General features: G+C 66.9%; 17 protein-coding genes. 6 read left to right on the top strand and 11 right to left on the bottom strand.

Annotated features, from left to right (window positions below; genetic code table 11):
* Window positions 1-60: 60 nt before the first annotated feature.
* The 3 genes from RZN05_RS04230 to RZN05_RS04220 all read right to left on the bottom strand — a co-directional run bounded on the left by RZN05_RS04230 (window position 61) and on the right by RZN05_RS04220 (window position 4,700).
* Entirely contained in the window at window positions 61-3,114 is a 3,054-nt protein-coding gene (locus RZN05_RS04230; RefSeq protein ID WP_317225376.1) for a TonB-dependent receptor, read from the bottom strand.
* A 97-nt stretch (window positions 3,115-3,211) separates the two neighbouring features.
* Window positions 3,212-4,147: a FecR family protein gene (locus RZN05_RS04225; protein WP_317225375.1), complete on the bottom strand. Its 936-nt coding sequence runs from the start codon at window positions 4,145-4,147 to the stop codon at window positions 3,212-3,214.
* On the bottom strand, window positions 4,131-4,700 hold the full coding sequence (locus tag RZN05_RS04220) for an RNA polymerase sigma factor (RefSeq protein WP_317225374.1): 570 nt from the start codon (window positions 4,698-4,700) through the stop codon (window positions 4,131-4,133). Before RZN05_RS04220 ends, RZN05_RS04225 begins: the two co-directional genes overlap by 17 nt.
* A 210-nt stretch (window positions 4,701-4,910) precedes the next feature.
* Here RZN05_RS04220 and RZN05_RS04215 point away from each other — a divergent pair, with 210 nt between their 5' ends.
* Window positions 4,911-5,486 (top strand): RNA polymerase sigma factor, encoded by a 576-nt coding sequence (locus RZN05_RS04215; protein ID WP_317225373.1) that lies wholly within the window; start codon window positions 4,911-4,913, stop codon window positions 5,484-5,486.
* Here RZN05_RS04215 and RZN05_RS04210 read toward each other — a convergent pair.
* A complete protein-coding gene (locus tag RZN05_RS04210) occupies window positions 5,483-7,054 on the bottom strand; it encodes an amidase (protein ID WP_317225372.1) in 1,572 nt (523 codons plus the stop codon). The genes RZN05_RS04215 and RZN05_RS04210 overlap by 4 nt on opposite strands.
* Before the next feature lie 251 nt (window positions 7,055-7,305).
* On the opposite strand from RZN05_RS04210, the gene RZN05_RS04205 reads away from it, so the two are divergent.
* Window positions 7,306-9,999 carry a TonB-dependent receptor domain-containing protein gene (locus RZN05_RS04205; RefSeq protein WP_317225371.1) on the top strand — a complete coding sequence of 898 codons (2,694 nt, stop codon included), beginning with the start codon at window positions 7,306-7,308 and terminating at the stop codon, window positions 9,997-9,999.
* Between the two features lie 77 nt (window positions 10,000-10,076).
* Window positions 10,077-13,229, top strand: a complete 3,153-nt coding sequence (locus RZN05_RS04200; protein WP_317225370.1) for an amidohydrolase family protein — start codon at window positions 10,077-10,079, stop codon at window positions 13,227-13,229.
* Window positions 13,230-13,235: 6 nt separating this feature from the next.
* Here the strand turns inward: RZN05_RS04200 and RZN05_RS04195 are convergent, their stop codons facing one another.
* Window positions 13,236-13,862 (bottom strand): FMN-binding negative transcriptional regulator, encoded by a 627-nt coding sequence (locus tag RZN05_RS04195; protein WP_317225369.1) that lies wholly within the window; start codon window positions 13,860-13,862, stop codon window positions 13,236-13,238.
* 142 nt (window positions 13,863-14,004) lie between these two features.
* On the opposite strand from RZN05_RS04195, the gene pdxR reads away from it, so the two are divergent.
* Complete coding sequence (gene pdxR, locus RZN05_RS04190) at window positions 14,005-15,468, top strand: MocR-like pyridoxine biosynthesis transcription factor PdxR (RefSeq protein WP_317225368.1); 1,464 nt, start codon at window positions 14,005-14,007, stop codon at window positions 15,466-15,468.
* Window positions 15,469-15,515: 47 nt separating this feature from the next.
* On the opposite strand, the gene RZN05_RS04185 is transcribed toward pdxR, so the two are convergent.
* From RZN05_RS04185 to RZN05_RS04160, 6 genes are all read right to left on the bottom strand, one after another.
* Complete coding sequence (locus RZN05_RS04185) at window positions 15,516-16,712, bottom strand: MFS transporter (RefSeq protein ID WP_394804815.1); 1,197 nt, start codon at window positions 16,710-16,712, stop codon at window positions 15,516-15,518.
* A 65-nt stretch (window positions 16,713-16,777) separates the two neighbouring features.
* On the bottom strand, window positions 16,778-18,187 hold the full coding sequence (locus RZN05_RS04180; RefSeq protein WP_317225367.1) for a glycoside hydrolase family 30 protein: 1,410 nt from the start codon (window positions 18,185-18,187) through the stop codon (window positions 16,778-16,780).
* 13 nt (window positions 18,188-18,200) lie between these two features.
* Window positions 18,201-19,694, bottom strand: coding sequence for a tryptophan halogenase family protein (locus tag RZN05_RS04175; protein ID WP_317225366.1), 1,494 nt, complete (start codon window positions 19,692-19,694; stop codon window positions 18,201-18,203).
* An 85-nt stretch (window positions 19,695-19,779) separates the two neighbouring features.
* Window positions 19,780-22,641 carry a TonB-dependent receptor gene (locus RZN05_RS04170; RefSeq protein WP_317225365.1) on the bottom strand — a complete coding sequence of 954 codons (2,862 nt, stop codon included), beginning with the start codon at window positions 22,639-22,641 and terminating at the stop codon, window positions 19,780-19,782.
* Between the two features lie 141 nt (window positions 22,642-22,782).
* On the bottom strand, window positions 22,783-23,868 hold the full coding sequence (locus RZN05_RS04165; RefSeq protein ID WP_317225364.1) for a LacI family DNA-binding transcriptional regulator: 1,086 nt from the start codon (window positions 23,866-23,868) through the stop codon (window positions 22,783-22,785).
* A gap of 95 nt (window positions 23,869-23,963) precedes the next feature.
* Window positions 23,964-24,860 carry an AraC family transcriptional regulator gene (locus RZN05_RS04160; protein WP_317225363.1) on the bottom strand — a complete coding sequence of 299 codons (897 nt, stop codon included), beginning with the start codon at window positions 24,858-24,860 and terminating at the stop codon, window positions 23,964-23,966.
* A 148-nt stretch (window positions 24,861-25,008) separates the two neighbouring features.
* Here RZN05_RS04160 and RZN05_RS04155 point away from each other — a divergent pair, with 148 nt between their 5' ends.
* Window positions 25,009-25,734 carry an SDR family oxidoreductase gene (locus tag RZN05_RS04155; RefSeq protein ID WP_317225362.1) on the top strand — a complete coding sequence of 242 codons (726 nt, stop codon included), beginning with the start codon at window positions 25,009-25,011 and terminating at the stop codon, window positions 25,732-25,734.
* 208 nt (window positions 25,735-25,942) lie between these two features.
* On the top strand, window positions 25,943-26,539 hold the full coding sequence (locus RZN05_RS04150; RefSeq protein WP_317225361.1) for a PilZ domain-containing protein: 597 nt from the start codon (window positions 25,943-25,945) through the stop codon (window positions 26,537-26,539).
* Window positions 26,540-26,548: the final 9 nt, after the last annotated feature.

Here is a 26,548-nt window from a genome sequence, read left to right as displayed (position 1 = left end):
GCACTACAGAGCGGACCGCCGCGACGCCGCGGGGAGGCGCGCGGCGCGGCGGTCCTACGATCAGAAGCGCACGCGCGCCCCGAGCGTATAGGTGGTCTCGTCGCCATAGACCTTGCTGTTGAGCCACGACGCGCCGCGATACTGCTTGGTCTCGTTGCGCAGCACGTTGGTCCCGCCAATGTCGAAGCGCAGCGCATCGGTCACGTCGAGCCCGACGCTGAAGTCGAGCCGCCCCGCCGGGCGGATCCAGCTCAGCAGCGTCGGCAGATATGGATCGGCCAGCGGGCGATCGGGATCGTACGGGCGCAGCTGGACGCCGCCGCTATTGTCCTCGTTCCAATATTTGGAGCGATAGGTGTAGACGACGCGCGCGCTCAGCTTGCCGCGATCGTAGAGCCCGCCGATCGTGAAGTTGTATTTCGAGACGCCCTGGAGCGCATTGCCGGCAAGCAGATCGTTGCCGCCGATCTTCGAGTCCGCAATCGTGAACGCGCCTAGAATGCCCAGCCCGGCGAGGTCGCCCGGCAGGAAATCGAAGAAATATTGCGCGCTGGTCTCGATGCCCTTCAATTCGGCCTCGCCGACGTTGCGCGGGCGCGAGATCAGGAAGTTGATCCCGTCTATCGTCTCCTGGTTCGACGCGGTGACGACGCGGTCCTTGATCCGACGGTAATAGCCGGTCACCGCGACAAAGCCGCTCTTGAAATAATATTCGAGCGTGCCGTCGATGCTGTCCGAACGCTGCGGGCGCAGCGTGGCATTGCCTGCCGATCCGGTGCTGAGCTGGAACGGATTGACCGTGATCGCCAGCGACTGGGTGGGGTTGAGGTCGCCGAAATCGGGGCGGCGGATGCTGCGCGAATAGGCCAGGCGCGCCTGAAATCCGCCCGGGAATTTGAGCCGCGCCGTCGCGGTCGGCAGCACGTCGGTATCCGAGGTGCTGACGTCGACCGGCACCAGCGCGCCCGACACGTTTCGGAAGGTGCTGATGTCGCGATCGGTCTTGATCACGCGCACGCCGACCACGCCGTCGAGCGTCAGGGTGCCAAGCGGCACTTCGTAATTGCCCTGGACGTACGAGGCGAGCGTCGTTTCCTTGGCATCGAACTGGCGCGTCGGGTTCCAGTCGGGCCGCCGCAACGGCAGGCCGAGCAGGCGGCGCAGCTCGTTGCGGCCGAATTCGGAGCGGAGGTACGACGGCGCGATCCCGACAAAGCTGGTGCCGCCATTTACTCGCGGCAGCTCGCCGATGATGCCGATGATGCTCGGCGACAGCGGCAGCGACGAGATCAGTCGCGCGTTCGCCTCGGTACCAGTGCCGATATTGCCGTACGGGATCGGCGTGGTCGACTGGACGTCGCGCTGGACGGCCTCGCGGCGGGCGAAGCGGATGCCGACCTCGACTTTCCTGAGCAGCCCGTCGAGCTCGTAATCGCCATCGGCGCGCGCCTGGAGCAGCGAGCCGTCGGCCTGGGTGAAATTCTGATTGAAGGCGTTGCGCAGCGACAAGTTGGCGCTGCTCATCGGCGCGCCCGCCGGAACGGTGACCCGCGGCCCGCCATCGACGTCGGTCTCGAGCAGCATCGTCGCGACGCGCTGCCCAGCCTCGAGGTTCACATTCTCGCGGAAGCTGTTCGAGGTCTGGTAGCCGAAATCGAGCACCGCCTTGGCGCGGTCCTGCTCCCAGCGCAGCCCGCCGGCAACCTGCTTGGCCTCCTGGGTGAAGCGTAGCGACGACGAGTTCTGGTTGATGACGATGTTGTTGAACTGGACGCTCTTGACGTCGCACATCCGCTGGACGGTGAACGCCTGGAGCGTCGCCCGGCCCTGCGCATCGACGCTGATCGTCGGGTTGGTGCCGTTGGCGTTGACCCGCGCATCGAAGCAGTTGTCACTCGCAACGACGTTGGTCATCGACGTGCCGTTGGTGAAGGGCTGCGGGTTGAACCCGGTGAAGCCGGCCGTCGTCTGGAAATAGGTGTAGAAGCCGTCGACATAGGCCTGGACCGACGGGCTGAGCTGCCACTGGATCGCGCCATTGACCTGCTTCCGCGTCACTTCGCCGACATCGGGCATGTTCTGGATGACCTGCGGGATCAGGTATCCCGGCGTGTTGAGCGGCGCGACGCCCGAGCTGCGGCGCATGTCCATGAACGCGGTGGTGCGCATCGAATCGGCGTGCGACCAGGTGCCGTTCACCAGCACGCCGATCTCACCGATGCCGGTGTCGAACCGGTCAGTGGCGAGCAGGCTGAGCGAGGGGTTGGCCTTGCCGACGCGCGTCGCATAGGTCTGGCGCGCGGTGCCGACTAGGGCGGGCTCCTTGAAGTTGAACGGTTTGTTGAGCTTAAGGTCGATGCCACCGGCGACGCCGCCTTCGATCTGGTCGGCGGTCTGCGACTTGAACACTTCTACCCGCGCCAGCGCCTCGGCGGGCATGTCGACCAGGCTGAACCCGCGCCCGGTCGTGGTGAAGACTTCGCGCCCGTCGACCGTGGTCTGGATATCGGCAAGGCCGCGGATGCGGACGCCCGAGAGCTCGTTGTTGCTGTCGTTCTGGACCTGGATGCCCGGCACGCGCTGGAGTGCTGCGGCAGTGGTCGGATCGGGGAACTTGCCGATGTCCTGCGCGACGATCGCGTCGACGACCTGGACAGCGTCTTCCTTGATCCTGGCGGCGCGCTCGAGCGACTGGCGGATGCCGGTGACGACGATCTCCTGCTCGGGCTCGGCGGTTTCCTCGACCTGCACGTCCGCCGGCTCGACCGCTGGCGTCGCGTCCTGCACCGGCCGCGGGCGACGGGTCACCGAAGCGACGACGCGCTTGGGCGCCTCGGCGCGCTTGAGAACGATCCGGGAGCCGTTGACGATCGGCACCAGGTCGGTGCCGGCGAGCAGCAGCTGCAGCGCCCGCGAGACGTCCATGTTGCCGCGGACTCGATTGACGAGCACACCGTCGACCACCGGCCCCGAAACGAGGATCTCGACGCCGGCCTGGCGCGCGAACATCGGGATGCCCGAGGCGGCGGGCTGCTGCGCGACATCGAACTGGCGTACCTGCGCCGTCGCGAACGATGCCGTCACCGAGCAGCAGATGACGGCTGCCGTGGCCATAAGATAGTGGTGTGTGCGCAAGTTCGACCCTCCCCCAAGAAACGATGACGCCTTGTCGGCGCTCTCGTTTTCACGAGCGAGCGCCCAAGGCTTTCCGTCACCGCCCCGCCGATTTTTTTCGTGCGAGCCGGATTTCCTCGGGCGTCACCACGACGTCGAGGTCGAGCGACTGGCCGAGCATCGCCGCGAAATTCTCCGGCTTGTCGAGCCTGAACAGCCCGACGAGCTTCTCCTGCGCCAGGCTCGGGTCCGCCAGCACGAGCTGGCGCTGGTTGTAGCGGTTGAACGACGCGACCGCCTCGGCAAGGCTGTCATTCTCCAGCGCGACCTCGCCGTTGCGCCACGCCAGCGCACGCTCGATCGCGCCGGGCGCCGATCCGATCGTAGGCGCGCCGCCCGCGGTCTTGAAGTTGGCGAACTGCCCAGCCTCGAGGATCGTCATCAGCCCCGAGGATTCGGACGGCCAGACCGCCACGGTTCCTTCGGTAACCGCGACCTGCACGCCATCCTTCCCGCGTACCACCGAGAACGCCGTGCCAACCGCGCGCACCTGGGCGATGCCGGCATCGACGATGAAAGGCCGGGTGCGATCCTTGGCGACCTGGAACCAGGCCTGGCCGCGCGTGAGATCGATGGTGCGGCGATCTTCGGCCAGCATTATCCGCAAGTCGCTGTCCGAGTTGATCGTCGCCACCGATCCGTCGGCGAGCGGCAGCCGGCGGATTTCGCCGCGCCCGGTGGTGACGTGCTGGGCGGTCAGCCGTGGCCATGCCAGCACCACGCTCGCCGCGGCCGCCGCGAGCCCGATACCGCCGCCGAGCAGCCAGCGCCGCGTCGGGGTGCGCACCGGCTCGTACGCAGTCGGAGCGACAAGCGCATCCTCGATCGCGCTCAGTCCCGCCATGGCGCGTAGCAGTGCTCCGTCGTGGCGCGCATCCTGCGCGAGCCAGTCGTCGAGCTGCGCCTGCTCCACGCGGCCGAGCGGATGCCGCAGCGCCCATTCGGCGGCCTGCTGCTCAATGCGATCGTGCATGCGCGCCTCCCGCCTGGCTGGGCGCAGCTTCGGGTTCCGCTTCGGTCATGAGCCGCAGCACGGTGCGCAGGCTGCGGCTGGCATCGTTCTCGACCACCGTTTCGGTCACCCCGAGTGCCTCGGCGATCGCCTTCTGGCTGAGCCCCTCGACCTTGCGCATCAGGAAGATCCGGCGCGCGCGCTCGGAAAGCGTCGCCAGCGCGGACTGGAGGCGGCCGACATCCTGCCGCGCCGCAAGGATGCGCTCGGGCGAGAGAAGGTCGATTCCGGCCTGCCCATCGCCCATCTCGGACAGGCTTTCGAAACGCACGACCGACGCGCGCCGGCGATGCTCCAACGCGATGTTGCGGGCGATGGTGAAGAGATACGCGCGGGGCTCGGCGATACGCGCGACATCGGTCATCCGTGCCAGCCTGCAATAGCATTCCTGCACGATATCCTCCACTTCGGTCGCAGCCACGAAGCGGCGTTGCAGCCACAGCCGCAGGTCGCGTTCGTGCGGAAGGATCTCGCTTCCCACCCACTTCGCCAGGTCTTCGCGTGCCTTGGTCATCGCTCTCCCTGCCAGCTACGAGTGTGGCGTGCCGACTTTCCGTCACCCGACAGCGGGTCCGCGTAGCGGTTGCAATAGGGAAATTCGCGCGTCAGCTATCTGAGTAGCGCGAAGCGACGACAAGTCGCGAAGCCAAATGGGAGAGGCACGACGAAGAAGGGTCCCAATTTCGAGCGCCGCCGCCTCAGGGCAGCCTGGGTGGCGGAGGCGGTGATCCCGTACGAAGGTACGATACGGGCCTGGCTCGCGCGCGCCCGCGTATCGGAGGAGGACGTCGATGATATCGTTCAGGAAGGCTGTTGCCGTCTCGCCGCGCTCGACAACGTCGATCACATCGCACGCCCAGGCGCCTATTTCTTCTCGATCTTCCGCAACCTGCTGCTCCAGCGGATCAAGCGCTGCCGGATCGTCTCGATCGACATGATCGCCGAGATCGAAACCTTTGCGATCGACGACCGTCCGTCTCCCGAGCGCGAGGCGGCGGGCCGGCTCGACTATGCGCGGCTGCGCACGATCATGGCGGGGCTTCCCGACCGCTGCCGCCGCATCGTCGAGATGCTGCCCGCGGAAGCGGACGAGGATACGCCCGCCGCGCCGCACACACGGCGGCGTTTCCTGATCGGCGGCAGCGCGGCGAACCTGAAATTGTCGCTCGACCTGCGCAATCTGTTCGACAGCTATCGCCGCGTGGCGTTGCGCGACGGCAGCGTCCCTCTCGGCTATCGCCGCGACGAAATCGATCCGCTGGGGCGCACATTGCGGTTGACCGTGCGGAAGCGGTTCTAGCGCGAATTCGCCCGCAATGCCGTCGGCACCGCCTTGTGGATCCAGGGCGAGGCCTGCTCATAGGCATGCCCGACCTGGAGCACGGCGAGATCGGCATGGTTCGGGCCAATCAGCTGGAGGCCGATCGGCAGCTTGCGCGCGCCGCCGAACCCGGCGGGCACGGCAAGCGTCGGCAGCCCCGCCATCGTCGCGGGCAGCGTCACTTCCATCCAGCGGTGATAACTGTCCATCGCGCGCCCGGCGACTTGCTTGGGCCAGAGCGTTTCCACGTCGAACGGGAAGACCTGCGCGGTCGGAAGCACCAGGAAATCATAGGTCTCGAAAAGCGTGCGGAACGCCTGGTAGATGCGCGCGCGCCCTTCGGAGGCCTCGGCGACCTGCCGGGCGCTGAGCGCCAGATAGCCTTCGACTTCCCAGATCGCCTCGGGCTTCATCCGCTCGCGCTTGGCGGGATCCTTGTAGAACCCCATCAGGTCGGCACCGACGGACCAGTGGCGCAGCGTGACCGCGATGCGCCACATCTCCTCGGCGGTGAGCGACAGCTTTGCCGCCTCCACCGTCATGCCGATCGCGCGAAACGCCGATAGCGCTTTGACGCACGTCTCAAGCACGCCCGGCTCCATCGCCAGCCCGCCCTGCAAGTCGCCCAGCCAGCCGATGCGGCCGCCTTTCCATTCTCGGTCGAGCGATCCAGCAAAGCGCGCGGGATCGTCGGGCAACGAGAAAGGCGAACGGGCATCCTGTCCCGCCTGCACCGAGAGCAATAGCGCAAGGTCGCTGACGCTGCGCGCCATCGGGCCCGAGGTCGCGAAGGTTTGGCCGAACACGTCGCTCGACGGCACCGACGGCACGCGTCCGAACGACGGGCGGAAGCCGAACACGTTGTTCCACCCCGCCGGATTGCGCAGCGACCCGCCGAAGTCACTGCCGTCGGCGAGCGGGACCATGCGCAGCGCCAGCGCCACGGCGCCGCCGCCGGTGCTGCCGCCCGCGGACACTTCGGGGTTCCAGGCGTTGCGGGTGACGCCGAACAACGGGTTGTAGCTATGCGAGCCCAGCGCGAATTCGGGCACGTTGCTCTTGCCGATGAAGATCGCGCCCGCGTCGCGCATCCGCGATACGACCAGCGAATCGGCGGCCGGAATATTGTCGCGCAGCAGCGGCGAACCCTGGGTCGAGCGGATGCCGCGCGTCGGCGCGGTATCCTTCACGGCGTGCGGGAAGCCGTGGAGCGGTCCGCGGAAGCGGCCCTTCGCGGCATCCTCGTCACTTGCGGCGGCCGCCTCAAGGAGTTGGTCCGCCGGGACGCGCGAGACGATCGCATTGAAGCGCGGATTAAGTCGGTCGATCTGGGCGAGGTGCGCCGTCATCACTTCGCGCGACGACAGATCGCGCCGGCGGATCGCAGCGGCCAGATCGGTGGCGCCGAGCGCCGTGATCTCCGAGGCCGGCGGAAGCGGCAGCGACGGCGCGGCCGGGGCCGGCGATGCGATCAGATGGGTGGCCGCCGCGGCGGCGGGCACGCCGAGAAGCGTGCGCCTGGTGAAGGTCGGAGACTCGCTCTGCATGCCCTTGTGTACGAGCGTCGCCGCCGCCTCGACAGTTCCAAGTCCATGCTTGCCGACGGGACCAACCGGCGACTGTGTCCCTGATATCACAGTGGCGCGGCCGATCGCATGGACCCGTCCGATGGCGCGGAATTGGATGTTTGCCCCGGCGCCTTGGACCCAAAGATTGCGGTTCAATGACATCGAAAGAGCGCCAGCCCGCACAGACGGCGAAGCGCCGCTCCAGGGTCCATCGCGTAAAGGGAATCAGCATGGCACGTTCCGTCACCGTCAAATCCGGCCGCTCCATTTGGCTCGCCGGCTGCGCGCTCGTCGTTGCGGGCGCCGCGCCCGCCTGGGCCCAGGAGACCGCGCCGCAAGAGGCACCGGCCGAGGAGGAGATCGTCGTCTCGGGATCGCGCATCGACCGCCCCGGCTTCGAATCGCCTAGTCCCCTCACCCGCCTCAGCAGCGAGGAACTGAGCGTCGCCAGCCGCGCCAATATCGGCGCCGCGCTTGCCGATCTGCCGCAGTTCAAGGCGGGCCAATCGCCGCAGACTTCGGGCACCAACGCCCAGGCGGGCCGCTTCCCGGTCGACCTGCGTGGCCTCGGCGCGACGCGCACACTGGTGCTGCTCGACGGCCGCCGCTTCTCGAGCGACAACGACCTCAGCACCATTCCCTCGGTGCTGGTCAAGAATATCGACATCGTCACCGGCGGCGCCTCGGCGGCTTGGGGCTCGGGCGCGGTCGCGGGCGTGGTCAACATCCAGCTCGACGACAACCTCACCGGCGTTCGGCTTGGTGCCGAGGGCGGCATCTCGACCTATGGCGACGCCGCGCAATATCGCTTCGAAGGCGCCGCCGGGTTCAAGTTCGCCGGCGGGCGCGGCCACTTCATGATCGGCGGCGAATATCTGCAGAATGACGGGCTGATGCAGAAGACCGCACGCGAGAACACCGGCCGCTGGGTGACGCTGTCCAACCCCGATGGCACGCAGACGCTGACCCCCTATGTCGGCCTCGCCAATGCATTCGTCGGTGGCATCATCACCTCGGGCGTGCTGCGCAACCAGGGCTTCAACCCCGACGGCACGCTGCGCACGCTCAATCTCGGTACGGTGAACGGCGCCAACATGATCGGCGGCGAGTCCCCCTCCGACGATGACCGCAGCCCGCTGATCACGCCGCAGAAGCGCGTCGCCGGCATGGCGCGCGCCTCGTACGAAGTGTTCGACGACGTCAAGCTCGTCGCCGAGCTGCGCTACTCGCGCTACTGGGGCGACTACACCTGGTTCGGCGACCATAATCGCGGCAACATCACGATCCGCAACGACAACGCCTTCCTGCGCCAGGAGATCAAGGATCGCCTCGCCGCCGCCAACCAGACCAGCTTCACCATGGGCCGCTACAATTCGGACCTGTCCTACTCGAGCATCGATCTCGAGCGGGAGGCGATCCAGGGCACCGTCGCGCTCGAAGGCCGCAGCGGCGACGGCAAGTGGCGCTACGGCGCCTATTACAGCCACGGCCAGTCGACCAACAACATCGACACTCCTGGCTTCCGCCTGACCGCAAACTTCGCCAACGCCGTCGATTCGGTGATCAGCCCGACCACCGGCCAGCCGATCTGCCGCGTCACGCTGACCAATCCGAACAGCGGCTGCGTGCCGCTCAACCTGTTCGGCAACGGCGCGCCCTCGGCTGCCGCGATCGACTATGTGACCGGCACGCCGACGTCGCGCGCCACCACCAAGCTCGACACGGTCGGCGCCAGCATCCGCGGCGAGCCGTTGGACCTCTGGGCAGGACCGATCTCGATCGCGCTCGGCGTCGAGGGCCGCTGGGAAAGCGTCGACTCGCGCGCAGGCGATCTCGATCGCGCCGGCGCCTTCACCACCTTCTCGTTCGGCGGGCTCTCGGGCCGGGACTCGGTCAAGGAAGCGTTCGGCGAGATCCTGATCCCGCTGGTCCGCGACATTCCGGTGCTGCGCAAGCTCGAGATCAATGGCGCCGCGCGCTATTCGGACTATCGCAACAGCGGCGGCATCTGGTCGTGGAAGCTCGGTGCCACCAACGAGTTCCTGCCCGGCGTGATCGGCCGCGTCACCCGCTCGCGCGACATCCGCGCACCTAGCCTGAGCGAGCTCTACTCGACCCAGACGATCAGCTACGTCAACGTCTCCGATCCGGTGAAGAACGTCAGCGGCCAGACGCTGGTCAATGGCGGCGGCAATCCGAATCTGCTCCCCGAACTTGCCGACACCTGGACCGCCGGCGTTACTGCTTCGCCGATGCGCGGGCTCACTGCCTCGCTCGACTATTTCGACATCACCATCAACAAGGTGATCGCGTCGATCGGCGCGCAGGACCTCGTCACGCGCTGCTTCAACGGCAACGCAGAGCTGTGCGCACGCGTGTTCCGCGACAGCGCCGGCAACCTGATCCGGGTCCAGTCCAACTCGGTCAATCTGACGCAGTACAAGACCAACGGCGTGGACGGCGAAATCGCCTATACGCTGCCGCTCAACGATGTCGGCAGCCAGCGGATGAACTTCCGTGTGATCGGCACCTGGGTGAACAGCCTGACCACCTATGACGGCATCACTCGCGTCGAATATGTCGACAACACCAGCTACGCCTTCGTCAACGGCATGCCGTCGTGGCGGGTCAACGGCAGCGTCGGCTATGCGGACAGCAACCTCAGCGGCTTGATCCGCGCGCGCTACATCTCGCCGGGCTATTACAACCGCAATTTGCGCATCACAAACAACCGCGTTTCGGCCTACACCTACATCGATCTCCAGCTGAACGCGAAGATCCCGACGAGCGGGGGTCCCCAGATGGAAATCTACGCCAACGTCTCGAACCTGTTCGACAAGGATCCGCCGATCGCGTCGGCCTTCTCGCCCTTCTACGACACGGTGGGCCGGTTCATGACCATCGGCACCCGCATCAAGTTCTGAGAAAGACCATTTTCATGACCCGTGCCGCGCGCTGCTCCCTGTTCGCACTTGCGTTTTCCCTGGGGAGCGGCCCGGCATTGGCCCAGACAGCAGCGCCTCCACCGGCCCTGCCGCTCCAGCCACAGGAGCGGCTCAAGTTCGATACCTCCGAAGTCACCTGGATGGCGCTCGACGTCTCGCCGGACGGCAGGACGATGCTGTTCGACCTGCTCGGCGACATCTACGCGCTCGATATCGCCGGCGGCCAGGCCCGCCCGGTGCTGACCGGCCAGGCGTTCGAAACCCAGCCGGTCTTCTCGCCCGACGGCAAGCGCATCGCCTTCCTCTCGGATCGCTCGGGCGCGACCAATCTCTGGGTCGCCAACCCCGATGGCAGCAATGCCCGGAAACTCTCGGCCGATACCGATCCGGCGCTGTACACCTCGCCGGCCTGGTCGCCCGACGGGCGCTTCGTCTATGTCTCGCGGACGATCCACTCGATTCTAGCCTTCGAGCTCTATGCGTATGACATGCGCGGCGGCACCGGGATCAAGGTGACCCAGGCGCGGCCCACCGGCACCGAGCGCGGCGACGATCGCGTCAACGTGATCGGCCCGGCCGCCTCGCCCGACGGCAAGTATCTCTATTATTCGCGGAAGACCGGTTCGCTCTGGTCGGACAAGCCGCTGCCGCATTGGGAGATCGTCCGGCGCGACCTAGCCACCGGCGCCGAGGACAAGATCATCTCGGCCAATCCCGGAGCGGCGATGCGCCCCGCTTTGTCGCATGACGGACGGCTTATGGTCTATGCCAACCGCAAGGGCACCGAGACCGGACTGCGCCTCCGCGACCTCGCCAGCGGCGAGGATCGCTGGCTCGCCTTCCCGGTCGATCGCGATGCCCAGATGGGCGGCTATTACAACGACCTGATCCCACGCGTGGCGTTCCTGCCCGGCGACAAGGCCGTGCTCACCGCGATCGGTGGCAAGATCACCCGCATCGACATCGCGAGCGGCAAGCGCAGCGAGGTGCCGTTCACGGCTGCCGTGGACCTGCCGATCGGACGCAACACCCGCGTCGAAGTCCCCGACGAGACCGGCCCGGTGCGCGTCCGCGTCATCCAGGCGCCACGGCTTTCGCCCGACGGGAGGCGCACCGCCTTCGCCGCGCTAGGCAAGCTATACGTCCAGGGGCTTGCGCCCGGCAGCACCCCCATCGCAGTCACCGGGGTCGAGGGCATGGCGTTCCAGCCGAGTTGGACTCCCGACGGCCGCAGCCTCGTCTATGTCACCTGGACCGCGATCGAGGGCGGCCAACTCTGGTCGATCCCCGCCGCGGGCGGCAAGCCGCGCCAGCTGACCAGCGAGCCAGGCTTCTACACCGAGCCGGTGGTCTCGCTCGACGGCAAGAGCGTCGCCGTGCTGCGGGGCGTCCAGTCCGAGCGGCTCAACGTCCAGAGCGAAGTCGGCGCGAGCCTGCCGACCGACATCGTCGTGCTGCCGATCGCCGGAGGCGCGGCGCGCGTGGTGGCACGGCCACAGGGTGCACGCGCGCTCGGCTTCGACGCGACCGGCACACGGCTGCGCTACATGGCGGGCAGCGATATCCATTCGGTGGGTGTCGCGGCCGGGGATACCCGGAAAGAAGTCTCGCTGACCGTCCCCAACGGCAACCGCTATTTCGCCACCATGCCGATCCCCCCGGAGGACGCACGACTGAGCCCCGACGGCAGCCAGTTGCTCGTCAAGGCCGCGTCGCAGCTCTATCTGCTTGACGTGCCGCCCCTGCTCGGCGGCGATCCACAGAAGATCGAACTGGCACGCACGATCACCGCGTCGAGCAAGATCACCGCGGTCGGCGCCGACTATGCCGATTGGGGCCGCGACGGCGGCACGATCCTCTGGTCGGTCGGATCGACGCTGCGGACGCTGCCCACCAAAGTCGCCGCCGACTCCAAGGCGGGATCGGCCGAGGCCCTGGCGACCAGCGTCGAGGCGCGGGTCGAATTGCCGCGCGATGTGCCGCAGGGGAGCGTCGTGCTGCGCGGCGCCACCGCGGTCACGATGCGCGGCGACGAAGTGATCGCCAACGCCGATGTCGTCGTCACCGGCGGACGCATCGCCGCGGTGGGTCCTACCGGCAGCGTGGCAATTCCAGCCGGCGCGGCGATCCGCGACGTATCCGGCTCGTATCTCGTCCCCGGCTTCGTCGACACCCACGCGCATTGGTTCGAGACCCGCCGCCAGCTCCTCGACGTCAACCACTGGGATTTCCTCGCCAATTTGGCGTACGGCGTGACCAGCGGGATCGACGTCCAGCCCTTCACGATCGACGTGTTCGGCTATCAGGACATGATCGATGCCGGGCTGATGCTCGGCCCGCGCGCCTTCTCGACTGGGCCCGGCATCTTCTCGAACGTCGAGATCAACTCGCTCGCCGACGCGCGCGCCGTGCTGACTCGCTATCGCGAGCATTACCGCACGCGCAACATCAAGGCGTACATGGTCGGCAACCGCACCCAGCGGCAGCAGATCGTGATGGCCTCCGCCGAACTCGGCATGATGCCGACGACCGAGGGCGCGAGCGACTTCAACCTCAACCTGACGCATGCCCTCGACGGCTTTGCCGGCAACGAGCACAATCTGCCGATCACGCCGCTTCGGAAAGACGTGCTCGAACTCTATTCGAGGACCCGGATCGGCTACACGCCGACGCTGACCATCCTCTATGGCGGCGCGCCGCCGCTGCATAATTTCGTGATCGAAGGCAATCTGCTCTCCGATCCCAAGCTGCGCAATTTCGTGCCGCGCGGCATCCTCGAGACGCGGCTGCGCAATCGCACCTGGGTGCCCGAGATCGACCGGACCTGGGCACTGTTCGGCGCCGACGCGCTCGCGATCCGGCGCGGGGGCGGGCTGGTCGGCATCGGCAGCCACGGCACGGTCCAGGGCGTCGGCTATCATTTCGAGCTCGAAGCCTATGCCGCCAGCGGCGCCACGCCGCACGAAATCCTCCGCGCGGCGACGATCGAGAGCGCGGAGGATATCGGCCGGCGTGGGCAGATCGGCAGCCTCGAGCCCGGCAAATATGCCGACCTGCTCATTCTGTCGAAGGATCCGCTAACCGATATCCGCAACGCCCGCGCGATCACGCAGGTGATGAAGAACGGCCGGATCTACGACGCCGCAACGCTGGGCGAAGTCTATCCCCGCCAGCGTCCGCTGCCGCGGCAATGGTTCCAAGGGGAGTGAGGGCGCTCAGCGCCCTTCGTTGAACCGCCGCATCCAGCGCACCAGCTCGGCATTGCCCTGGCTGGCCAGAACGGCGTGAAGCGTATCGGGGCGCTCGTCCTGCCCCAGCTTGAACCGGCCCTCGATCGCGGTCACCGTCGCGCGGAAGCCGATGATCGCCTGCAGCATGCCCTGGTACCGGTGGGAAATCTCGCCGCTGTGCCAGGGATCGGCCCGGTCGCGCTCCATCGCATCGGTCAGCACGTCGAGCGACATCTCGGTGAGCGCGGGGTCGATCTCGACTTCGGCGGCGATCTTCACATGGGCGTGGTTCCAGGTCGGCGCCCAGTCGCGGCGCCCAGCATGCTCGGGCGAGACATAGCCGTTCGGGCCGTCGAACAGGATCGTCGCGCGGCCGCTCGCGGCGAGCTGCCCGGCAAGCGGATTGGCGCGCCCCAAATGCCCGATCAGCGCGACCAGCCGGCCTTCATCATCATACTCGCCGATCAGCGGAAGCTGGCTCGCGGCCATGCCATCGCTGCCGGGCACCAGCACCCAGGCGAGCGGATAGGCCTCGATCAACGCACGGATGTCGGCTGCGTCGAATTTCGAGAACGGACCTGTCCTGTACTTGCTGTGATCGGAAGCGTTCATGCCAACATCTTGAGACACGAGAGGCCATAATCAAACCACCAATATCGGAAGCGTGGCGGGTCCAACCAGGGTTTGCCCGCAGCGCGCGGCGGGGCTAGGACTGGCCCCTCACCGATCGACATTCCAACCGATATCAGGACCAATGCTGCGTCGCCTTCCCCTCACGCTCGGCCAAGCGATCGATACCGACAGCGACACGCCGGCCTATATGCAGATCATCGCCGCGATCATCAGCGACATTGAAAGCGGCCGGCTGGCACCGGGCACATACTTGCCGAGCAGTCGCGAACTGGCGGCCAATATCGGGGTGAACCGCAAGACCGTGGTGCTCGCCTATGACGAGCTGATCGCGCAAGGCTGGCTCAGCTCGGCGGGAACGCGCGGCACCCTGGTCTCGCCGGTTTATCCCGATCCGGTGCACAAGCCTGCGCCGCCGCCCGCACGCCCGGCAGCGATCGGACGGACCTATTATCGCGTGTTGCCGCCACCCGAACGCCCGCTGGCACTGGCCGCGGGAAGCGGCCTCAAGCTCGACGAAGGCGCCCCGGACGGGCGGCTGTTTCCCACCAAGGTACTGGCCAATGCCTATCGCGATGCGGTGAGCGCACGGACGGGTTCCGACACCTTCGCCTATCGCGATCCGCTGGGGCTGCCCGCATTGCGCGAATGCGTGGCCGAAATGCTGCGCAGCCAGCGCGCGTTGAACGTCTCGGCCGAAAATGTCTGCATCACGAGAGGAAGCCAAAACGGTATCTTCCTCACCGCCCAAGCCCTGCTCCGCCCCGGCGACCATGTCATGGTCGAGGCGCTCACCTATGAGCCCGCGGTCGCGGCATTCACGATGCTCGGCGCGCGCGTGCATGCAGTGCCGCTCGACGAAGAAGGAATCGATATTGCCGCGGTCGAAGCGATGTGCCGCAAGCATCGCATCCGCGCACTATTCCTCACTCCTCACCACCAGTTCCCGACCACGGTCACGCTCCGCCCGACGCGCCGGCTGCGCCTCCTCGCCCTCGCGCGCCAGTTCGGCTTCGCGATCATCGAGGACGATTACGACCACGAATTCCATTTCTCGTCGCAGCCGCTGCTGCCGATGGCCGCCTATGCGCCCGAGCACGTCATCTATATCGGGTCGCTCTCCAAGCTGCTGCTGCCGGCATTGCGCGTCGGCTATGTCGTCGGCTCCCCGCTGCTGCTGCGCAGCCTCGCGCATGGCATCTCGCTCACCGACGGCATGGGCAATGTCGTGACCGAACGCGCCACGGCTGAGCTGATATCGAGCGGCGAACTGCGCAGGCACGCCCGGAAGGTCCGCCAGATCTATGCCGAGCGCCGGCTGCGTTTCGCCCAGCGCCTTCACGAGGCGTTCGGCGACAAGGTGCAGTTCGACCTTCCCAATGGCGGGCTCGCTTTCTGGCTGCGCTTCCCCGGCAGGAGCATGGACGAGATCGAAGCACGCGCGCAGGCGCTCGACCTGCGCTTCGCGGCATCACGCTCGTTCATGGCCAGCCCCGACGCCGATCGCGGGCTGCGCATCGGCTTCGCCAGCCTTAACGACGAAGAGGCGGATGCTGCGGTAACAGCGCTCGCCTCTGCGGTGGGCTGAGCGCTACGGATGAAAGCTTCGGCCCGGCCATATCCCTCACAGGTCGATCATGGCGACATCTGGCGCAGGAGCTTCGAGGGCGTGCGAGTTCGCCCAGGCCGGGGCGCTGCCACCGCGAAGGCGAGGATACCGGCGTAGGCGACGAGCGGGATTGCAAAGACCCAGCCGAGTCCGGCGCGATCGGCGACCTGGCCGACGAGCAACGGCACCACCGCGCCGCCGGCGATCGCAACGCACAACAGGCCCGATGTCGCCGCCGGCGAAGCGGTCGACCGCTCGAGGGTCAGCGAGAAGATCGTCGGGAACATGATCGCGTTGCACAGCCCGATCGCCAGCGCGCAACGCGCGGCGACCGGACCCGGCAGGATCAAAGTCGCGGCGCAGAGCAGCATCGCCATCCCCGCCGCCGCGCCAAGCATCCGCGGCGCGGCGATGCGGGTAAGCAGCCAGCTGCCAACGAAACGCCCGACCAGCGCCCCGCCCCAATAGAAGGTCGCCAGCCAGGTTCCCGCCTCTGCCAGCGACAGGCCGAGCGTGGCGCGATCGGACAGGAAACCGATCATCACGCTGCCGATCGCGACTTCGGCACCGACATAGAGCGCGATGGCGCCGGCGCCGAGCAACGCCCAGCGCGAGCGGAAGGCGTCGGCGATGCGCGGCGCGCCTTCGGGCGGCGGCGCGGTGGCCGCGATCGTGCGTCGGAAAAGCCAGAGCGCGAGCATCAGCGCCGCCACCAACGCGGCGATGGTCAGGAAGGCGCGCTGGACCGCGGCGAGCCCGCGCGCGGCATCCGATGCCAGCAGCGTGGCATCCTCGAACGCCGGATCGGCGAGGATAAGCCGCGCGCCGAACTGGACTCCGGCGACAACGCCGAGCGCATTGAACGATTGCGCCAGCGTGAGGCGGAAGTGGCTGCGCTCGGGTGGCCCCAGCGCCGCGGCGAGCGGATTGGCGACGACCTGGAGCGTGACGATCCCCGCGGCCAGGACGAACAGCCCGCCAAGGAGCAGCGGGAACCAGGGCAACCAGACGGTCGCCTGCACGACCAGGCACCCGGCGATCATCGCTGTAAGCGCCCCCGTCATCGTGGGGATCGGGCCCCATCGCGCGAACAGCGCGGCCGCGGGCAGCGACATGGTCCCGAACGCGGCGAAGAACACGATCTGGACGAGCAGCGCCTCGGTATAGGACAGCCGGAAGATCCGCAGCAGCGCGGCGATCAGCGGATCGTTGTTCGCGCAGATGAACCCCCAGGCGAAGAACAGCGCCGTGACCGCAGCAAAGGCCGCACCGCGAGGCAGCGCGCGGCTCAGCGTCGGTCTCTCCAGCGGAAGGTCGCCGCCGCGCCAGGCGGGAGGGCATAGGCGAAATGGCGCCCCTCGCTGGCGACGGTGAATACCGTCGCCTTGCCCGCGTTGAAGGCGAGCAGCACGCGCGAACCGTCCGGGTTGGCGAAGGCGACGGTCTCTATGCCGTCCTTGCGGCTGTCCGAAGCGATCCGCCGCGCGCCGACCGCAACGAAGCGGCTGGCATGGCCGAACGCATAATATTCGGGATTGCGGGTGACCGCCCCGGTCCTGCTGTCGATCGTCACCACCCCGCGGCAATTGCCGCAGCCGCCGAGATGCGGCCCGGACTTCTCGTCTAGCGCGAGGTTCCACATCAGCACGCCGCGCGCCCAGTTGCGCGTGCTGCCGATCACGAGGTTGCGCATCGTCCACGCCCAGCTGTCGGGCCAGGGCTTCGACCAATCGCCGCCCGAGCATTCGGTGAAGAACACGTCCTTGCCGGGATGCTGGTCGCGTACCTGGCTCTGCGCACCGACATCGCCGCCATAGCAATGCCAGGCGACGCCCGCGACGTGGCGCGGGGCCCTGGGATCGGCAAGCACGGCGAGCGGCTGGGCGGGCTGGTCCCAATTATGGTCCCAGTCGAGGATGCGGGTGCCGAGCCTGGCGCGGGTGAGTTCGGGGCCGAGATGGTCGCCGATGATCCGCGCGCGCTGCGCCGGGCTGAGCCGCATGCCGGGATAGTCGTCGGGCTCGAAATCGGGCTCGTTCTGGATGCTGAGATAGTCGATCGGGCCGATCTGCGCGGCAAAGTCCTGGATCGTACGGCGCAGATAGGTGGCGAAGGGGGCGTAGGCGTCTTCGCGCAGGCTGCCTTTGATCAGCGAGTCGCTGGTCTTCATCCAGCCCGGCGCGCTCCACGGCGAGACCATTACCGCGAGCCGCGGGTTGATCGCACGGGCCGCCTTGGCAGTGGGCAGCACGTCCACGCGCGCGGGCGCGATCGAGAAATGCGCCAGCGACGGATCGCGCTCCCCCCGGGGACGATCGTCATAGCTGTAATGGCTGCGCGAGAAGTCCGAGGCCCCGACCGTCAGCCGCATGAACGAGAAGTTGAGCCCCGGCGCCGGTTCGAACAGCTCATGGAGCAAGGCATCGCGCTGGGCAGGATCCATCCGCTGGATCAGCCAGGCCGAGGCGTCGGTGATCGAGGCGCCGAAGCCGACCATCGCCTGATAGCGCTGCGCCGGATCGACGGTAATGACGTCCCCCGCCCCCGCCCCGGTGCGCAGCGGCAGCGACGGCTGCGGGGCGAGCAGCGCGGACTTGTCGGGCGTGGTCAGCCAGACCTCCACCGCATCCACGCGCGGCCGATCGACCGGCGCGCATGCCGCAAGGCCCAGCACCAACAGCAGCCATAGCCCCTTCATGGCATTTCTCTCCTCAGGCCGCGCATGTCTTGGCAACATAGTCGGCATGGCTCGGCATCAGGTCGACGCACTTGGCGATCACCCCGCGGATATTGCCGAGATACTGCTCGACCTGCGCCTCGCTCTTGATATCGACCAGCGGGTCATAGCCGCGCGGGATCACGCCCTGGCCGAGGAACACCTGGATCCAGCTCTCCTCGGAGAACAGCTCCTCGTCCTCACGGAAGATGCGGCCATTGGCGGCGAACAGCTCGATCTTCCGCCGCAGCGTGTCGGGCACGTCCATGTCGCGGCAATGGCGCCAGAACGGCGTGTCGTCGCGTGTCGTCGCTTTGTAGTGGAGGATCAGGAAGTCGCGGACGCGCGCATACTCGAAGTCGGTCTGGCGATTGAACTCGGCGATCGTCGCGGGATCGAAGCGCGCATCGGGGAGCAGCCGCACCATCCGGATGATCGACGACTGGATCAGGTGCAGGCTGGTCGATTCGAGCGGCTCGAGGAACCCCGCCGCCAACCCGATCGCGACGCAGTTGCGGTTCCAGATCTGCCGGCGCTTGCCAGTGACGAAGCGGATGCGGTTGGGCTCGGCGAGCTGTTCGCCGTCGAGATTGGCGAGGAGCATCGCCTCGGCCTCGGCATCGTCGATATGTGCGCTCGAATAGACATGGCCGTTGCCGGTGCGGTGCTGGAGCGGGATGCGCCATTGCCAGCCCGCGGTGCGCGCGGTGGCGCGGGTATAGGGGGTGAACGCATCGCTGCGGGCGCACGGCACCGCGATGGCGCGGTCGCAGGGCAGCCAGTGCGTCCAGTCCTCATAGCCGGTCGCCATCGCCTGCTCGATGATCAGCCCACGGAAGCCCGAGCAGTCGACGAACAGGTCGGCTTCGATCACCGCACCGTCGGCCATCGTCACCGACTCGACGAAACCATCGGGCCGCAGGGTGACGTCGGCCACTTTGCCCTCGCGTCGGATCACGCCCCGTTGCTCGGCATCGCCGCGCAGGAACTTGGCATAGAGGCTGGCATCGAAATGGAAGGCGTTGGCGATGTGGCCGATCGGCGATTCCGCCATCTTGGGATCGGCGCGGCGGAACTTGTCCTTCAGCGCTGCGGCGGTGTTGATCGAATAGTCGGCGAAGTCCCCGGCGCGACCGAGGGCGTGCATCTTGAGCCAATATTGGTGGCAGCGCAGCCAGCCGAGATCCCGGCCGATCACCCCGAAGCCGTGGATGTAGCTCGAACCCCGCCGCAGCCAGTCGACGAACTGGATACCGAGCTTGAAGGTACCGAAAGTGTCGCGGAGGAAGGCGTTCTCGTCGAGGCCAAGCAGCTCGTTGTATTTCTTGATCGCGGGGATGGTCGCCTCGCCAACGCCGATCGTGCCGATTTCTTCGGACTCGATCAAAGTGATCTCGTACAAGCCACGGAAAAGCTTTGACAATAAGGCGGCGGACATCCAGCCCGCCGAGCCGCCGCCGACGATCAGGATACGCCTGAGCTGCTGCATCGCGGTTCCTCTCCCTTGCGCGAAGTCTGACACGTTCCGCGAAAAACGGGGAGGCGCAACTTTCGTCGCGCCTCCCCAGGAGGGATCAGAAGCGGTAGTTCAGTCCCAGTAGGAACTGACGGCCGTATTTCTCATAGGTCTCGGGCAACGGCGTCCCGTCGCTGGTCTGGGTGCCGCCATTGTCGAGACCGAGCCGCGTGCGATAGGGCGAATCGGTGACGTTGCTGACCTGGAGCAGGATGCCGAGCCCCGACAGCGCAGACCCTTCGGGGAAGGTGTAGCCGATCTGGGTATCGAGCTGCTTGTCGGCGAGGATCTCGGTGTAGCCGCGATTGGTGAAGAGCTGCACCGTCTCGCCCTTGAACGCCGAGCGGAAGCGATAGCTCGCGCGGGCCTGGAACCCCCATTTTTCGAAGTAACCGGTGACGTTGTACACCGTTCCTGACAGGCCGGGGATGCGCACCACATCGTTGTTGTCGGTCGGGTTTAGGTTCGATTCCGTGTACGAGTAGCTGCCGGTGAACCCGAAACCATCGAGCGCGGGGACCAACCGGCCGATCTCGAACGCGCCGCTGACCTCGATGCCCTTCAAATTGCCGCCGGGACCGTTGGCGGGCATCGTCACCTGGCCGAGCGGGCTGATCACGATGCCCGGCGGGATCTGGTTGGTCGGGATCGGCAGGCCCGAAAAGTCGATCGCGAAGTTGCGGTTGTAGATGTAGTTGTCGAGCCACTTATAGAAGCCCGCGACGCTGATATAGGTCGCCTTGCCGATATACCATTCGTACGCGACATCGAGCGCCTTGGCGCGCCACGGCTGTAGGTCGGGGTTGCCCCCGGTCGCCGACCAGGGATTGACCGTGCTCCCCGGTGCGCAGGGCGGGCTGCCGCCGCACGGATTGGTATTGAACCCCGGCGTGAAATTGGCACGCATGTCGTCCATCCGCGGACGCGCGAGCACCTTGGCCGCCGCCAAGCGGAAACGATGCCCGCCGCCCAGATCGTAGATCAGGTTCGCGCTGGGCAGCACGTCGGTATAGTAGGCGGTCTCGTAGACCTGGGACAGCGCGATCGGCGTCAGCGTCTGGTTGATCCGCAGCCCCGACGAGGCCTGGAACTGGCTGACCACCTGCACGCCGACATTGCCGCGCAGCCGGCCCCAGTCGATATTCGCCTTGGCCTTCCAGGTGACGATATCCTCGTTGATCTTCCACGTCTTGTCGAAATGGTTGGCGTCTTCGAGTGGGGTCTGGTCGTAATAATTGTCGAGCGCAGCGGCGAGGTCCCAGGCGATGACGTTGCCGAAGCCGGCGAAATCGAGCGAGGTCGGATCGAGCAGATATTGCGATCCGATCAGAACCTGCTGGCGGCTGTTCTTGAGATTGAGATCGAACTCGTCCACGGTCTTGCTCTTGACCCGCCGGGTATAGTTGACGCCGATCTCGATGCCGCTGAAGAACCCGTCGAGCTCACGGCTCAGCTGGAGGTCGATCGCGGCGAGATCCTCCTTGACGTGCGGCGACTTGAGCAGGCCGTCATGCCCCCAGCCGCCCCAGGGGGCGCGGTCGCCGAGCGAGATCTGCGCGGCATCGGCATAATCGAGCCCGAAATCATAGGTGGGATACGACCCGTCGACCGGGAAGGAGAAGTCGTAGGCATCGAGCGTGCGGGTCTGGAACGGCCCCGCGCCATAGCCGGCATAGGTCTCGATATAGGTCTCGTCGCGCTTGTTGCGCGAATAGCTGAGGTCGGCGACGAAGCGCGTGCGGTCGTCGAGCTGGAATTCGTTGTTGAGCCCGGCGGCGAACAGCTCGTCCTCGCGCGTGTTCAGGTCGTTGCGCAGGATCGGCACGGCATTGGTGACGCGCCCCGAAGTGCCGACCTGCGACCCGCCGATTTCGGTGAGGCCGACATTGGTGAAGGTCGCATTGTCGGCCCAGCCGTTCGAGAACCATTGCGCGCCGCGGACGACTTCCTTCTGCTTGAAGCGCGAATAATAGAGATCGAGGACGCTGTGCACGCCATCGCTCGGCTGCCATTCGAGCGCACCCATCACGCCGTCGCGTTGATTGCGCCGGCTGGTCTGCCAGATCTCCTGCCCGTTGAGCTGAAGCGCCGCATCGGCTGAATCGGGCTGGACGGTATCGGGGCTGCACGAGGGCGGCTGCGAGGTGCCCGGCTCGCAGACGCCGCCGAATGATTCATAGCCGAACGCCTTGTAATGCTGGACGTGGCTCGGCGAATCGAGATGGGCATATCCGATCGACCAGCCGAGCGTGCCGCTGGCGTTCTGATCGATATAGCTCACCGTGCCGCGCCAGCCGCGCCGCGAGATGTCGGCGTTCTTGCCGCCATCGGCATCGAGCTCGCCGCGCAGGTTGAGCGCGATCACGCGCTTGCCGAAGGCTAGCGGACGCACCGTGCGCAGGTCGGCGCTGCCCGACAGCCCCATGCCGGCGATGCTGGCATCGGGGGTCTTGTAGACCACGACGCTCGACAGCAATTCGGAAGGATATTGGTCGAACTCGACCGCACGATTGTCGCCCGAACTCGCCTGCTGGCGGCCGTTGAGCAAGGTGGTGGTGAAGTCGGGCGCGAGGCCGCGGATCGAGATCACCTGGGCGCGGCCGTTGACCCGCTGGGCGGCGAGGCCCGGCAGGCGCGCGATCGATTCGGCGATCGACACGTCGGGGAGCTTGCCGATGTCCTCGGCCGAGACCGCCTCGACGATCGACGCATTGTCGCGCTTGGTGTTGATCGAGCTTTCGAGGCTGGCACGCAGCCCGGTGACGACGATCTCCTCCTCGGGCGCGGGCTGCTCGTCCTGCGCTGCCTCCTGCGCGAACGCCGCCCCGGGAAGCCCTGCCGCGAGCGCAAGCGACGACGCAGTGAGGCCGAATTTCCACGATGTCGATGTGTTGCGACGCGCGCCGGCCGTCCGCCCCATGCCATACTCCCCTAAGCGTGCGGGCGGTAATCCGCCTCGCCTCTCTTCGTGCTTCCTAGTGACAGCGTTCCACCATTGAAAGCGCTTCCAATCTTGTACGTGCACTATCGCACCTGCGTCAATGGCATGTCGACCGGACGGTCAGTCGCGCGGTTCGGCGGCGGATTCGCGCAGGACGAGGCGGTGCTCGACTGACTCGAACACAGCCTTGGCCGGCATGCCGTGGCGAAGCATCTCGACGAGCAGATCGACCGCGCGCGCCGCGATCCGGCGGACCGGCTGGTGGACCGTGGTCAACGGCGGCCAGGTGTGCGCCGAGATCGGGGCGTCGTCGAAGCCGACGATCGACAGCTCGGCCGGCACTGCGAGGTTCATGCGGTGCGCCGCGAACAGCGCGCCCACCGCCATATCGTCGTTGGCGCAGATGATCGCGCTCGGCCGCACCGCGGTGTCGAGCAATTGCTGGGTGCAGAGGACTCCGGCGCGGAAGGTGAAGTCGCCGCGCGACGAAGTCACCGCGCTCTCGGGCAATCCGGCGTCGTGGACCGCGCGCAGGAAGCCGGCATAGCGCAGCTCGGCCGAGCGATGCCCCTCGATCCCCAGCACATAGCCGAGCCGGCGATGACCGAGCGCGACGACATGCGCGCCCATCTCGTGCCCCGCCGCTTCCTCGTCGAGCCCGACCCCCGCGAGCAGCCCGCGCACCTCGTCGCCCGGCGCGACGCAGACCGCGGGATAGCCCAGCCCGACCAGCCGCCGCGCCAGCGCGACATCGTCCGACATCGGCGGGGTCAGGATCGCGCCGGCGCAGCGGCCCGAGGCGAGCAGCTCGATCAATTTGTCCGAGCGGCGCGGATCGTCGGTGAACAGGCTGAGCGTCGACAGCTCGAACCCGCCGGCCGCCGCGGCGCGCAGCGCCCCTAGCTCTAGGGCCGAATCATAATAGGAATTGGGCTCGGCATCGGGAGTGGTGCAGTGGACGAGCACCAAAGTCTTGCTGATCTTGCTGGCGAGGCCGCGCGCCTGCGGATTGACGCGATAGTCGAGCGCGGCGACGACATGCATCACCCGCTCGCGCACTTCGGCGCGGACATTGGCGTGGTTGCTGAGCACGCGCGAAACCGTGGCCCGCGCGACGCCGGCAAGCGCGGCGACATCGTCCATCGTGGGCTGGACGATGCCGGGCGGATCGGCACGTTTGGTCGCGTTGCTGTGTCCGGCTCCCATCGGCGAGGATTGGCGGGAGTGGTGATGGGCTGTCAAGCGAAGCGGGGCTGTTCGTTTCGGACGTCGAGATTCTTCTCCCTGAAAGGGAGGGGAGTTCATAGTGCCACGTTGTACGCTTCCCGATGCTGGATCCGCTCGATGTCCTGCCGCGGCGGCGCGCCGAACAGGCGGCGATATTCGCGGCTGAACTGCGAAGGGCTTTCATAGCCCACCGCGAAGCCCGCCGAGCCCGCGCTCGCGCCCCCCGCCAGCATCAGCCGCCGCGCCTCTTGGAGCCGCAGCCGCTTCTGATATTCGAGCGGGGTCATCCGCGTGACCGCCTTGAAATGGGCGTGCAGCGACGAGGCGCTCATGCCCGCCGCCGCCGCTATGTCATCGACGCGGAGCTGCGCGTGATAACCGCTGCGGATCGCGGCGATCGCGCGGCTGATCTGGTTGAGGCGGCTGTCGGCGGAGGCGATGTGGTGCAGCATCGCGCCATGCGGCCCGGTCAGAAGGCGATAGAGGATCTCGCGCTCGATCAGCGGCGCCAGCGCGGCGATGCTCTCGGGACGGTCGAGCAACCGCACCAGCCGGCACGCGGCGTCGATCAGGTCGGGGTCGCTCGGATAGATCGCCAGCGGCGGCAGGTTGCTCCTCGGCGCGCCGCGTTCGTCGGCCGCGACCATGTCCGCAAGCGCGGCAGTATCTAGATCGATCTTGCAGCACAGATAGGGGGCGCCGGCGCTGGCCTCGAGCACATGGCCCGTCAGCGGCAGATCGACCGAGACGATCAAATAGCGCGACGCGTCGTAGACCATGCTGTCCTCGCCCAGCGAGACCCGCTTCGATCCCTGGGCGATCAGGCAAAGCGAGGCCTCGTATACTGCCGGCACCGGCTCGCTCGGCTGGTTCGCGCGGATCAGCGACAGCCGCCCGATAGCGGTGCCGAACATGCCGGGTTCGGGCGTGTGCTGCTGAAGCAGCTCGGCAAGCTGGGCAATATTTTCCATGCCACCTCGATCGACGATGCCGCGCGCTAGCGCAAGCGCGCAACAACGGATTTGGAGGATCGTGCAAAGTCTTCGGGTGATCGCGCTACCGCCTGGGCCCTCTCCTGCCCCATCTCCACTGCGTCACTCCAGACAAAAGGAAATCATCATGACGGGTATCAGCGAAAAGGTCGTTCTGGTCACCGGCGCCTCGAGCGGGATCGGCGAAGCCACGGTCCGCGAGCTGGCCGCGGCGGGCGCGCAATTGTTTATCGGCGCACGCCGCGGCGAGCGGCTGGAAGCGCTCGCGGCCGAGCTTGGCGACGCTGCCGCCTGGCGCGCTCTGGACGTGACCGACCCTGAAGATTTCGACGCCTTTGCCAATGCGGCGGAGGCGCGGTTCGGCCGGATCGACGTGCTGGTCAACAATGCCGGGGTGATGCCGCTCTCGCCGCTCGCCGCCCTCAAGCGCGACGAGTGGAAGCGGATGATCGACGTCAACATTCACGGCGTGCTCAACGGCATCGCCGCGGTGCTGCCGCGCTTCGTCGCGCAGAAGCAGGGGCACGTCGTCAACGTCGCTTCGATCGGCGCGCACCTCGTCCTGCCGACCGCCGCGGTCTATTGCGGCACAAAATATGCGGTGTGGGCGATCACCGAAGGGCTGCGGCAGGAGCATGACGAGATCCGCTCTACGGTCATCTCGCCCGGCGTCACCGCGACCGAGCTGGGCGACGACATTACCGACCCGCAGGTTGCCGCCGCGCTCAAGGACTGGCGGAAGAAGTCGCTAACCCCGGATGCCATCGCGCGCGCGATCCGCTTCGCGCTCGAACAGCCCGAGGGCGTCGACATCAACGAAGTGATCGTTCGGCCAACCGCAGCGAACATGTAGCGCTCGCGACAGGCGCATCGGCTTTCGGGGGATCGGGTTCCGATTTCCCGAAAGCTTGCATTCGAGACGTATGCGAAACGTTTCTAGGCATACGGTATAACTACCGTCCCTTCGTTAACAGCAGATTGCATTTGCAGGGGTCAAAGAGCGCGGAAGTTCGTTGGTCGGGGGACTTGCGTTGCGTAAAAGTCAGAACCTATCCGTTGTGGTGCCGGTCGAGGATGCGACCGATGGGGGGATAGTCGAGCGGCGGCGGGATCCGCGCATCCCGCAGCGACACCGCACAATCCAATTCTCGATGCGCGACGAGACGGTGGACTTCAGCCTGCAGGCGCTGTCGCTCCGTGGCGCTTCGGGAAGCACACCGCAGCCGCTTCGTACGGGGCTTGCCGGCGCGGTGTTATTCGAGGGCGGCCACAGCGTTCCGGCGACGGTGCGCTGGACGCGGGACCGGGTCTCCGGCCTCTCCTTCGCCACGCCGCTGCCGCTCGATTTGCTGCACGCAGCGCCGCGGAAACGGCAAAGGGCCCCGGCCCCGCGCGCGCCGCGCTACTCGGTCTCACGCCCTGCGACGCTCATTTGCGCCGGCGATCGGCGTTTTGCAGTGCAAATCTGCAATATTTCGCAGGGAGGCATGTTGATCTTTGGGCGCCCGGTCTTACTGCCCGGCCACGTCGTCGAGATCGTCTGTGGCGCGGCACCGCTGCTGCGATGCCAGGTGCGATGGGTGCGGAACGGATTTGCGGGCCTGCAGTTCGCAGAACCGATCTCGCTCGAAGACTTCGACGAGCGCAGCCGCGCGTAACGGGATCGC

It is taken from the genome of Sphingomonas sp. HF-S4 (genome assembly GCF_032911445.1).
GTDB classification, from domain to species: Bacteria; Pseudomonadota; Alphaproteobacteria; order Sphingomonadales; family Sphingomonadaceae; genus Sphingomonas; species Sphingomonas agrestis.
This window is presented reverse-complemented; position numbering and strand designations above follow the sequence as displayed.